6 protein-coding genes and 1 pseudogene are annotated in these 13476 nt (G+C 38.4%); 4 read left to right on the top strand and 3 right to left on the bottom strand.

What is annotated here, in order from left to right:
* Positions 1–163: 163 nt before the first annotated feature.
* The 3 genes and pseudogenes from EV02_RS09890 to EV02_RS02575 form a co-directional block, all read left to right on the top strand.
* Positions 164–1627, top strand: a pseudogene (locus EV02_RS09890) (PA14 domain-containing protein); the annotation flags it as partial.
* 162 nt (positions 1628–1789) lie between these two features.
* Complete coding sequence (locus EV02_RS09770) at positions 1790–7693, top strand: BspA family leucine-rich repeat surface protein (RefSeq protein ID WP_241433716.1); 5904 nt, start codon at positions 1790–1792, stop codon at positions 7691–7693.
* A 74-nt stretch (positions 7694–7767) separates the two neighbouring features.
* On the top strand, positions 7768–8199 hold the full coding sequence (locus tag EV02_RS02575) for a nuclear transport factor 2 family protein (protein ID WP_032519967.1): 432 nt from the start codon (positions 7768–7770) through the stop codon (positions 8197–8199).
* A gap of 27 nt (positions 8200–8226) precedes the next feature.
* Here the strand turns inward: EV02_RS02575 and EV02_RS02570 are convergent, their stop codons facing one another.
* Positions 8227–8682, bottom strand: a complete 456-nt coding sequence (locus EV02_RS02570) for a GNAT family N-acetyltransferase (protein ID WP_032519968.1) — start codon at positions 8680–8682, stop codon at positions 8227–8229.
* A gap of 172 nt (positions 8683–8854) precedes the next feature.
* Between EV02_RS02570 and secA the strand changes: the two genes are divergently transcribed.
* A complete protein-coding gene (gene secA / locus EV02_RS02565) occupies positions 8855–11683 on the top strand; it encodes a preprotein translocase subunit SecA (protein WP_193742633.1) in 2829 nt (942 codons plus the stop codon).
* Positions 11684–11691: 8 nt separating this feature from the next.
* Here the strand turns inward: secA and cysE are convergent, their stop codons facing one another.
* Both cysE and EV02_RS02555 read right to left on the bottom strand, forming a co-directional pair.
* Positions 11692–12429, bottom strand: a complete 738-nt coding sequence (gene cysE, locus EV02_RS02560) for a serine O-acetyltransferase (RefSeq protein WP_032519969.1) — start codon at positions 12427–12429, stop codon at positions 11692–11694.
* 3 nt (positions 12430–12432) lie between these two features.
* A complete protein-coding gene (locus EV02_RS02555) occupies positions 12433–13419 on the bottom strand; it encodes a GntR family transcriptional regulator (RefSeq protein WP_032519970.1) in 987 nt (328 codons plus the stop codon).
* Positions 13420–13476: the final 57 nt, after the last annotated feature.

The following is a 13476-nucleotide window of genomic DNA, read 5'->3' on the forward strand; positions in this document are numbered from 1 at the left end:
CAAGATCAGGCAGTTATTTCTAGACGACAAGCTACTCACAGGCGCACGATTCCCCAATCTCGAACATGAATTTGATCAACCTGATCATTCATTTTGGTGGACCAGCACCAAGGCCTATCGTTCGGCCAACTCAGAAGAGCACAGCAACTACAGAATCGATGGCTTGGATGATATTCAAGGCAGTGTCGAAGGAGCCGTTTGGTACGGCGTCGGCCAAGGGCCGATGCTGGTTAAGGATCATCAGCAAGGATCAGATGTCGTACAGACAGCTAAAAACCCCAAACAACAAACGTCCAATGGGGTAATAGGCAATACGGGTGGTTGGTTAATGGGCGCTTTACCGCTGCTCGATGCCGATCGGGAGTGGTTCTTTGATAAAGAAACGGGAGATCTTTACCTACAACTGGCGGATGGCATTGATCCCAATGAGCAACGCATCATTGCCAGAACAAATCAACATGGACCCGGAGAAAGCGGAGCTGGCCTCAAAATCCTGAATAGCGATGGATGGATCTTTGATGGCATCAATCTCTTTGCCACGTCACTGACCATCAACAACACGCGAGATCTGGAGTTTAAAAACTCAAAAGTCCTGCATCCTGGCTACACCAATTACATGCTATCGGATACAAGTTGGCCAGGTTCAAACATCGTTCGATCGAGCTCGAGGCTAAAGTTCACAAACAATGAATTTGCCTACAACTATGGCACGCTCATTGAATATGGGAAGAACGTAAGTTCACTGATTTTTAAAAATAACAATTTTCATGATGCGATCAACCATATGTGGGGTAATAATGGGGGGCCGATCGTCAGGCATAACAGCAACGTTGTATCCCTAAAAAATACTGTTGTTGGGACGGGTTTTGGAGGTCTTGGCCGACCGGGAAGTAGCAATCAAATCGAGCTGAACCATATCGGCAAATCATGGTACGACTGGGATACAGGTGGAATCACTATTAATCAGGGTGCCTCCGATGTCGTCGTCAATCGAAACTGGATCTATGGCCATACTAGAAATGGCCTGCGCTTTGATGGGCACCCAGCAGGTATCGGCAGGATCGCAAGCCACAATGTTGCTTGGCAAAACGGGGTGGCCCTCAAGACCAAAGGTGATCAACACAAGATTCACAACAATACAGCCTTTGCTAATGGTGATGACCTGGCAATGTGGGAGGTCAAATTTTATGGCTATCAAGAGGCATCAGGAGGCCCGTCAGTCGACATTCTGAGCAACTCAGAAAAATACAAAAACGATAGTTACGACAGCATTGAAGTTGTACGGTCATTCGAAATTGATGATTACAAAAAAGATAACTACGGGGCAGAAATCAGTGGATATCTAACACCGAAACAAGACGCCGACTATATCTTTTATTTATCCTCTAATGATCACTCTGAGCTCTGGCTCAGCAGCAATGAAGATATCAACAACCTCGTGCTTGTTGCTAAACGTGATGGTGTCACCAAGTTCAGAGATTACGACGCAGGCGGAACTGAATCCACGGGCCGATCAGTCAGCATTAGTTTAGAAGCTGGCAAACGCTATGCAATTAAGGCACTACTCAGAGGGGACACAGGCTCAGACCATCTTTCTGTTTCTTGGGGCTTTGCAGGTGAGGCTGCTCCAACTGATGGCGCTGAACCGATTGCGTCGGAATACCTCAGTTATGACCTCGGTGAGAACAACACATCCGGTCTGCAGCAAAGCCAAGTGGGAGGCTTAATCGTTAAATATTACGAGACAGTCGGAGAGACATATGAAACGGGCCGCACAATCTGGAACCGCGTGTCAGGCCGGGGATTGGATCAAGATGGAAATAAATTGCCTTGGAAGGGGAATCACCTCTCTGTTGCTCACAACAACGCGATTAATAGCGGCATCAACCCAATTAAAAATCCAGATGATAGAACCAATAACTCTGGTTGGGGTCATCGCGGCGGTCACGTGTGGGATGAGCTCAGAGATTGGGGCAACTACGATTTCCGACCTAAAGAGGGGTCAGCCTTTATTGATGCTGGCATTTCCATAGAAGGCTTCACCATCCCATTTGATGGTGTCTCCGATGGAATCGTCGGAGCTGCACCAGATATCGGCGCCTATGAATACGGCGATAGCCAGTACTGGATACCTGGCCATCAAGAAGAGAAGGCAAGTTTTCCAATCGGTGCTCGAGATAAAACCCTCATTGCCAAACCAGATCTTGATCTGATCTGGCAAGAAGGCCTGGATGCCGAAAGCAATCGTGTTTACTTTGGGACAAATCCAGATCAACTGGAATTTAAGATTGAGCAAACAGGGAATATTTATGATCCGACACCTGAGGAAAATGAGATCCTTTCTGCTGGACAAACCTATTACTGGAGGATCGATACCAAAAAATTAGATGATTCAATCGTAAAAGGAGATACATGGCAATTCACGGTAGATACCAGGCCGCAGCAAATCGAGATCGAGTCGGTTTATGTTGATTACCAGGACGGTGATCATCAATATCTTGTACCCAAAAATCATGATGGAAAAGCAGAGCTGAGCTTGCCAACCTATGGCTACTACATCAGCAAGTATGAAATCACCAACAGTCAATATGCTGCGTTCCTCAATGAAGTTGCTCAATACGTCAACGTCGGCGATGTCTGGGATAGCCGGATGCAGATTGGCCGTGAATCAGATCCATCAGGGTCTGGAGGATACATCTATACACCCGTTAGTGGAAATGAAAATCATCCAGTCACCTATGTGAGCTGGGCGAGTGCAACACGATTCACCAATTGGATGAGCGGTGAAGCGGGTGCGATTTACGGTGGAAATTTAAACGGCTTTAACAAGGGCTATACGCAACGCAAAGACAACCAACGTGCCTGGGGGGCCGGTGCAATATCTTTACCTAGCTGGGAAGAATGGATTAAATCTGCTTACTACAACCAATCGACAAATACAGTCTATAAGCATGCAACAGGACGAACCGGTAGTAACAATTTAATAACAACGAATGATGCCAATTACGGTAGTACGGTTGATGACACTATGTCGGTGGGAAGCTATTCCACACCAAGCTTTTTCGGTACCTATGACCAAGCAGGAAATGTTGGAGAGATGCTTGACAATAAAGTGCTTCAAGTTGGTGGCAGTTACGAAAGCGATGAGGAAGGTGTATCACATCGATATTTTGTCGATAACCAACATAATAATGACAAAGAAGCCAGTAAGGGATTTCGAATCGTTAGCCTCGCTGCAATACAGAAAGATAAAGACAACAATGGTACCAACGAGTTTTATATCACTAACTACAAGAATGGGAATAATCGTGCACCCATTCTGGACAATCCGAGTCCCGGTTCTGATGATCAGTCAATTGATTTGGATGATGAGCAATTGGAAGATAACACTTGGAAGCTACTACCAGCAGATATTGGTAAGGAGTATAGCTTCAGCATTGCAGACAGTGCGTTTGATCCTGAAGGAGGTTCAGTTACTTTCGGTCAACTGGTTGGTCCTGACTGGCTGACGTTGAACGCACAAGGTGATCTATCGGGAACTCCTACAAAAGAAGAACATCTGGGCTCGTTCAACATCCAATACAAAGCAACGGATGAGACGGGGCTTTTTAGCATCACAACAGAGCCCATTGAGTTGCTTGTGTCTCAGCAGCTTAATGCCACGGAGGGCGACGACAATTTACAAACAACATTCGAGACAACATGGCTGTTTGGTCTTGGTGGAGATGATTTCATCACTGGTTCCGATCAAAATGAATACTTTGCTGGCGGCGCAGGCAACGACAGTTTGAATGGCGGAGCAGGAATTGATCGAGCACAGTACAGCGGCAATAAATCGGACTATTCATTGCGGTTGCTGGACAGTGGAGACGTGGAAATCACTGACCTGCGGGAGACGAGCCCAGATGGGGTAGACCTTTTGCGTGATATTGAACACCTCAACTTTGCTAATGGCACGCGAACAGTTAGTGATGCAATTCCATTAAGCAAACCATTGAGCTATGAATTTATCAGCTCATTCGGAACACAAGACAATGATAGATTCCATGACCGTGGGTACCACTGGAGAGATACAAATATTTCTAGGCCAAGCTATACGAATGATCAAATCATTTTGCCTTGGATCTCAAATGCAGAAAACACAGAAAACAACAAGGCGTATATTCGTGCGACAGACTTAAACGGTGAATTACTCTGGGAAAATCTAATTGGTAGTTATCAAACTCTTGCCACTGCAACCGATCAGAATGGGGACATTTATGTTGCTTGGTCCAGTTTAGAGCCAACAAAGACCTCAAAAATTGGTAAATTTGATGCTAACGGAGATCTGCTCTGGGAAGCTTCATTGGAAGTTCCAGAACACACCATCTTTGACATGGTCGTGATTGACGACAAAATTTATACTGCTGGTGGAGCAAGCGGGTACAAAGCAGGTGTTATTTATTCACTTAGTACAAACGATGGTTCGATTCATTGGAAATCAGTCCAAAGGAATCCTATCGTTGATTTTCTTGACATTGAAACAGATGGTAAAGCGCTCTATCTCAGCGGAACCTCTAAGGAAAAAGATGGATATGGCTTAACGGTCGCCCAAAATACACACTCCTTCAAATATGATCTGGATGGAAATCAAGTCTGGTATAGCAATTCAAAACATTATGGCCAGCGTTCAGAAGAGTACAGTTCAACAATTTTTGAAAATCAACTGATATCTGCGGGTAAAACACACAAGAAAAGATCAACTGACTCAGGCAGCCTCCTGGTAAGTCGCGATTTAGAAACTGGCGAAGTCTTATGGAGAAAAATATTGAGAGATTGGGGATCAAGGTTCGTCGATATCGTTACTTATAAAGGGACTGTATACGCAGCAAGTATTGAAGGGAAAGCAGCTGTTATTCATGAACTTGAGAAAGACGGAAATATGGGGCGACATCTATTGATCAATCTGCCTGATGAATGGATGCAAGGGTGGAGTTTTGTCATCGCTAATGATGAACTCTATTTGAATGGCATTACGACTGGAGACGCAGGCATCGCAAAGAATCAGGGGGGAACAGATATTTTTCTGGCCAAGATCACTACGGGATTGGAAGATGCTGAGATTCCTTTCAGTGGCATCAGCATTATTCCAACCGCACCTCGCGATAGCGAAGGAAAACTGCAAACCTCAGAGGTTGGTTCCTCTACATCATTCAAGGTCAAGCTGAATCAAGAACCTCTTACAGACGAGGATGTTGTTGTTTCCCTCACAGGTCTTGATTCAACGGAAGGTATACTTTCTGTTAACAAACTCACTTTTAACAGAAGCAATTGGAATATTGCTAAGGATGTTGTCATTACTGGTATTGCTGACAACGCTTATGACGATGATACGAAATATTTAATTAGGGTATCAGTCTCAAATAGTGGGGGCTACAAAGGCACAGAGTTCGATACTATTTTTGTTAATAATCAAAATGTTGATAATGAAATAAGAACTAAATTTTTAGAAAGAGATTCACTTGATACTGCAATATATGCATGGACAGAAGATCAGGATGAAGCAGCAGCAATGTATGGAGATATTAACAACTGGGATGTTAGTCAAATAACTGATTTTTCAGGACTATTTCGAGGTAAAACAACTTTTAATTCTGATATAAGCGATTGGGACGTAAGTAATGGAACTAATTTCTCTTATATGTTTTCTAACGCAGAAGTATTTAATCAAGATATAAGTCTTTGGAATGTAGGTAATGGTCAAAACTTTAGTGTTATGTTCCTTGGGGCGGATGCAATGATTGCTGCTGGATGGTCAGAAACACCTACTGCATCTGATTTTATAGGTAAAACATATCTTGGAACTGAGGGAAAAGATACATTAACTGGTAAAGATGGTAATGATGTTTTTAATGGAGGTTCAGAAGATGATGTTTTAAGAGGAGGTAAAGGTCATGATACTTATTACGTTGATAGCAAAGATGATCGAGTCATTGAAAAAGCTGGAGAAGGCATTGATCTAATTTATTCCTCAGTTACATATACTGCTTCTTCTTATGTAGAAGATCTTAATCTTACTGGCTCATCTAATATCAATGGATCTGGTAATTCCCTAGATAATACTCTGTTGGGAAATTCTGGTGATAATAAACTTTATGGAAAAGATGGCGATGATGAAATCTATGGAAGAGATGGTAAAGATAGGATATATGGCTGGAAGGGAGAAGATATTATTTATGGAGAAGATGGCGATGATTATTTAAAAGGTCATTACGGCAAAGACAAATTATATGGAGGAGCTGGTGACGATACCTTACTAGGAGGAACAAGTTCTGACGAACTCTATGGAGGAGAAGGTAATGACAAATTATATGGAGAATCCAGCGCGGATAAATTATATGGTGGTAGTGGAAATGATATTTTATATGGTGGAACAAGTTCTGATGAACTCTATGGAGGAGATGATGAGGACAAGCTTTATGGTGGTAGCAGTTCTGACATTCTTTATGGAGAAGATGGAGATGATTATTTAAAGGGACACTCCAGTGCCGATAAACTTTATGGAGGTAATGGTAATGATTATTTAAGAGGAGGCTCCAGTTCTGATGAACTTTATGGTGGAGCTGGAGATGACCGCCTGAAAGGAGAATCCGGTAGCGACAAAATGTATGGCGGAGATGGTGATGATACTTTTTATGTGAGCAGTAAAAGTGATAGTGTCACAGAAGAAGAGGACGAAGGAACTGATTTAATTTATTCATCAGTTACATTTACAGCATCTAGCAATGTAGAGAATCTAACCCTTACAGGTAAAGGCAATATCTCCGGATCTGGTAATGATCTAGATAATACGCTTACTGGAAATGATAAAGCGAACAAGCTTTATGGCAAAAGTGGTGATGACAAATTATATGGAGGAAAAGGTAATGACAGATTATATGGCTCAGAGGGAGCAGATACTCTTTATGGAGAAAGTGGTAATGATTATCTAAAAGCACATTCTGGTAATGACATCCTCTGGGGAGGAAGTGGTAAGGATTATCTACGAGGAGGAGAAGATGATGACAAACTTTATGGAGAATCCAGCGCCGACAAGTTATATGGAGAAGATGGAAATGATGAATTATATGGAGGCTCTAGCGCTGATAAACTTTACGGTCAAGATGGTGATGATTATTTAGAAGGTGGCACTAGTAAAGATAGGCTTTCTGGAGGTAATGGAAATGATGAATTACATGGAGGAACAAGTGCCGATAAACTTTATGGCGGTGCTGGGGCAGATCAATTATATGGTGATACAGGTGATGATTACCTAAAAGGACATGCTGGAGTTGATTACCTATATGGTGGAGAAGATGATGATTATCTAAGAGGCGGAGATGATGGAGATGAATTATATGGAGAAAGTGGAGATGACTTATTAAAAGGAGAAGATGGCGATGATATTTTAGTTGGAGGTTTAGGTAAAGATGATTTATATGGTGGAAGTGGAAATGATGTTTTTGTATTAACTGCCGGAAGTGGTTACGACAGAATTAGAGATTTTGAAAGAGGAGATAAAGTTGATTTAAGAGGGCTTGTTGTTGAGGAATTAGGAGTTTTTGATAGTGGCAAAAATATGAAGGTCTATATAGATGAAAATAAAAGTGATTTGCTGGCAATAATTTATAACAACAACATAGATGATGGATTAATATCTGATTTTATTTTTTAAATCAAATTCTGAGAGTATGAAATTTCGCTTTTAAAGTTTGTATCTTCTAAGATGTTCTTAATAAAAATTTCGTAATGACAAGAGTAATCTCTATAGATGATTTAAGAGGATTATTTACTAAACCTTATGGTACAGATGCACCAACAAAACAAAAATGGGCTGAATTTTATAATGAGAATGTTATTTTTACAGACCCAACTCAGAAAACAGAGGGTTTAGATTCTTATGTTAAAGCTCAAGAAAAGCTAGTTAAAAGATGTGATGATGTTTTTTTAGAAACTCATGCAATTTCTATAACTGGGGATTGTGGATTTATTGAATGGACAATGGGTTTAAAAATTATGGGTAAAGAATTTATTTATCCTGGAACTACTCGTTTATTATTTGGTGAAAATGGACTAATAAAAGAGCACAGAGATTACTTTGATTTTTGCGGCCCAACTTTTGGACCAGTTCCTATTTTAGGACCATTTATAAGATGGCTTTATAGTAAATTTGTATCTTGATTTTGCTTTCTTTAGAAAAAGAATACTTTATATTTCACGAATCAATAAATTTTGAGAAGTAACTTCTTTAAAATCAAATTGAGAATAAAACGATTTTTTATTTGTTGTCATTAAATATAATTTTTTTGTATTTTTAATTTTTTTAGAAGATAAAAGATTGTTTAAAATTAATGTGCCGAAACCATTGCCTTGGTAATTTCGATCAATAACAATATCCCAAAGCACTCCGCGGTAAATCCCATCGGTTAAAGCTCTACCAAAACCAACTATTTCCTTGCCAACCCAAAGACTTATTACGACATCACTGTTAGCAAGACATTTTTTTAGATCATTAATTGATCTATTTTTTGCCCAAAAAGCATTGGTATCTAGTAATTTTTGTAGTTTAATTAATCCTTTTGTTGGTTTAAGATTAGGACCTAATCCAAAAACCCTTAATCCTAAAGCCCCTTTTGCATGTTTAATTATAGATATTTCTTTCATTTATTAAAAAGATTTTTGAAAAGTGATGTCAGCTAGGTTATTTTTGTGACTTCAATCTAAATACCTTAATCGATCGTTTCTATAAAATAAAGAGATAATAGTTTTCTTCATTCTGTTGTAACGCACTAATTTATAATGTTTGTAATAGGATGAATTTTTAGGACTTTGACTTATGCTAAAACTTTTGTTGGGAGATCCGAATACACGAAAGTTAAAGCGCTATCAACCAATAGTGGAAGAGATAAATTTTTTAGAAGAAGAAATTTCTCAACTGACTGATGATGAGCTTAGAAAAGAAACTCAAAATCTTAAATCAAATATTTCAGCAGAATTAGATTTTAAAAAACAAAAAGAACTCTTAGAAGAATTTCTTCCTAGAGCCTTTGCAATAGTAAGAGAAGCAAGTAAACGTGTTCTTGATATGAGACACTTTGATGTTCAGTTAATAGGTGGGATGGTTTTAAATGAGTGTCAAATTGCTGAGATGAAGACTGGAGAGGGAAAAACACTTGTTGCAACATTACCGTGTTTTTTAAATGCCCTTACGGGAAAAGGTGTTCATGTTGTTACTGTAAATGATTATTTAGCTAGAAGGGATGCGGAGTGGATGGGACAAGTTCATCGTTTTTTAGGTTTATCCGTTGGTTTGATTCAGCAAGATATGAATCCAGTTGAGAGAAAGAAAAATTATGATTGTGATATAACGTATGCTACAAATTCAGAATTAGGATTTGATTATTTAAGAGATAATATGGCTACCGATATTAGTGAGGTAGTTCAAAGAAAATTTAATTATTGCGTAATTGATGAGGTTGATTCAATATTAATTGATGAAGCAAGAACGCCTCTAATCATTTCTGGCCAAGTTGAAAGACCACAAGAAAAATATCAAAAGGCTTCAGAATTATCTCTGGCATTAGTCAAAGCAAAAGAGTTAAGTAAAGATGGTATTGATCCAGAAGGCGATTATGAAGTTGATGAAAAACAGAGAAGTTGTATATTAACTGATCAGGGTTTCGCAAAATGTGAAGAGTATTTGGGAGTTAATGATTTATATAATCCTCAAGATCCTTGGGCGCACTATATAACTAACGCTTTAAAAGCTAAAGAATTATTTATTAAAGATGTGAATTATATTATTAAGAACGATGAAGCTGTCATAGTGGATGAATTTACTGGTAGGGTAATGCCTGGCAGACGTTGGAGTGATGGACAACATCAGGCAATTGAAGCTAAAGAGAGTCTTCCAATTCAGCCTGAGACTCAAACATTAGCATCCATAACTTATCAGAATTTTTTCCTTTTATATCCTGGTTTAGCAGGAATGACGGGAACTGCAAAAACTGAGGAGGTTGAATTTGAAAAGACTTATAAATTAGAATCAACAGTCATACCGACAAATCAAATAAGAAAGAGACAAGATTGGTCTGATCAAGTATTTAAAACAGAGATTGGTAAATGGAAAGCCGTTGCTAAAGAAACTGCGCAAATTCATAGAGAGGGAAGACCTGTTCTAGTTGGTACAACAAGTGTTGAAAAAAGTGAATTATTAAGTTCACTTTTATCAGAAGAAAAAATCCCACATAATTTGTTAAATGCTAAGCCAGAGAACGTTGAACGTGAGGCTGAAATTATTGCTCAGGCAGGAAGAGCAGGAGCTGTTACTATTGCGACTAATATGGCTGGAAGGGGAACAGATATAATTCTTGGCGGTAATAGTGACTATATGGCAAGGCTTAAATTAAAAGAGATTTTAATTCCTTTGTTAGTCAAGCCTGATAATGAGCATAAGCCACCAATACCTAAACAAAGAAATTCAAAATCTAAGGGTGGTTTTTCTACAAAAGCTGGTTCAAATTTGAAAAAGAACATTTCAAATGCTTCAACAAGTCTTTTCCCTTGCAAACTAGATGAGGTAATTGAAAAGAAACTCTCTGTTTTATCTGATGAACTTGTAAAAAATTGGGGAGATAGACAACTTTCTGTCTTAGAACTTGATGATAGGATAGCTACAGCGGCAGAAAAAGCACCAACTAATGATGACTTGATAAAGCTTTTGAGAGAATCTTTGTCTGATGTAAAAAAAGAATATGAAAAAGTTTTGATTCATGAAGAAGAAAAAGTAAGAGAAGCTGGCGGTTTACATGTCATTGGTACTGAGAGACATGAATCACGAAGAGTGGATAATCAACTTAGAGGAAGAGCAGGAAGACAAGGTGACTTGGGAAGTACAAGATTCTTTTTATCTTTAGATGATAATTTATTAAGGATTTTTGGAGGTGATAGAGTGGCAAATCTAATGAATGCTTTTAGGGTTGATGAAGATATGCCTATTGAGTCAGGAATGCTTACTAGGTCTCTAGAAAGTGCTCAAAAGAAAGTTGAAACCTATTATTACGATATTAGAAAACAAGTTTTTGAATACGACGAGGTAATGAACAATCAAAGAAAAGCAGTTTATGGCGAAAGACTCCGGGTATTGAAAGGAATTGATTTAAAAAGACAAGTAATAGGATATGGAGAAAGGACGATGATTGAAATTGTAGATGCTTATATTAATCCTGATCTTCCTCCTGAAGAATGGAATATTGATCAATTAATTTCTAAAGTCAAAGAATTTATATATTTATTAGATGATCTTAAACCTGATGATATTAATTTACTGTCCATAGAAGAATTAAAAAACTATTTTCAAGAGCAGTTGCGAATAGCTTATGATTTAAAGGAATCACAAATAGAAAAGATTCGTCCAGGATTAATGAGAGAAGCTGAAAGATTTTTCATTTTGCAACAAATTGATAATTTATGGCGAGAACATCTTCAATCCATGGATTCATTGAGGGAATCAGTTGGATTGAGAGGTTATGGTCAAAAAGATCCATTAATCGAATATAAAAACGAAGGATATGACATGTTTCTCGAAATGATGACTAATATGAGACGAAATGTTATTTATTCAATGTTCATGTTTCAACCTAAAACTGACGTTAATGAAAAATAATTCAATATTTAATCATCTCCAAGAAATTCAAAAATTTCTTTATCTTTAAGATTTTGAGAATCACCGAGTTTAGAAATATCAATAGATTCTGAGCTGGCTATACATTCTAGAGTTTTTTGTAGTTTAAGAATTTCATTTTCAAGAGAGTCTATCCTATCCATTAAATTTTTTATCACATTAGCTTCTGCATCTGGTAAGGCAGAGTGAGCTAAAGGATTTACTTTGACACCACTTTGATGAACTACTCTGCCAGGAACTCCGACCACAGTACTGTTCCCCTCTACATTTCGAACAACTACTGAGCCAGCACCAATACGGGTATTAGATCCTACCGTGATAGATCCAAGAACTTTTGCGCCCGCTCCGACTACAACATTTTCCCTTAAGGTGGGGTGTCTTTTGCCATGGCTTTTACCAGTACCTCCTAATGTCACGCCCTGATAAAGCAAACAGTTATTTCCTATCTCAGCAGTTTCACCAATTACAACACCCATTCCATGATCTATGAAAACCCTTTTACCAATTTTTGCCCCAGGATGGATTTCAATACCTGTTGCTAGCCTATTAAGATGACTGAGCAAGCGGGGAATCAAAGGAATCTTTAATTGCCATAATTTATGCGTAAACCTATGGATAACTATTGATTGAAAGCCAGGGTAGCAAAGAAATATCTCTAATATTCCTCTTGCGGCGGGATCTCTCTCTCTGATAATTTCTATATCTGATTTAAAAGTTTTCATTACCATGGTTTAATTAAAAACTCCTATTTCTTTTTTTAATTGATTTATTGTTTCTATACTTAAATAATTTTTAGCACAGATTATTTGTGGTAATCTCATCAACTGAGAACGATTTTTTAACAAAGTGTTTTCTACAACTGATAAACTCGGTCCATCACAAACTATGTGGTTTGAAGCCTTTAAAAGTGAGAGTAATCTACTGTTATTGTCTGAGATTGCCGTCATAAGCATTAATTCACTACCACGCATGCTATGAATAATGACTTCTGCAGCTCTCAATAAACCAGGACTTATGCTAACAATACCTACACAACTTCCAGCATTTAATTCCTTGAGCATTTTTAATTCCTTTTGAAAATCACTCAAGTCAACTGCAATTGCGCGAACTCCATATTGCTTGGCAACTTTTTCTAGAGGCTGTAAAAAATATCTGCTTGTTACAATCGTACCATTATTTGAATTACTTAAAACTTTTTCTAATTCTTCCATAGGAACAACTTCTACTGGTACATTAACTGTTGTAGAAAGGTCTTCTGCTATTAACATAGAAGCTCCAATATCTTCTCTAGGAGTACTGACTATGATTCTTGAACCGCATTGAATACGCCAATCAATTTCATTGTTCAATATCTCTCTGGTCTCTTGTAAAGTGAATCCAAGACTTATTAAGTTGTCAATTACCTTCTTTGCTTCTTGATCAGGTGCCTTACTAATTTTGTCTTTTGAGTAAAGTGATTTTGTAAATTCTTTTTTAGTAAGATTATCTCTCACGTAGATACCTGATCCAGCTATTGCTTCAACAACTCCATCTACTTCCAGTTGTCTATAAACTTTGCTAATTGTATTCCGATGGAGTCCAGTCTGCATTGCAAGTTGCCTCGTGCTTGGGAGTCTGTGTCCTGGAGGATAATGTCTTGCTGCAATTGCGAAACAAATTTGATTATTTAGTTGAGTAGATGCTGGGATATCACTTTCTTGTTGAATATGGAATCTCACTTTAGAAAAATCCTGACTAATTTAATTTTTGATCTAGTGACACTTTAACATCTGTCA

The organism is Prochlorococcus marinus str. SB (assembly GCF_000760115.1).
Taxonomy (GTDB): domain Bacteria; phylum Cyanobacteriota; class Cyanobacteriia; order PCC-6307; family Cyanobiaceae; genus Prochlorococcus_A; species Prochlorococcus_A marinus_D.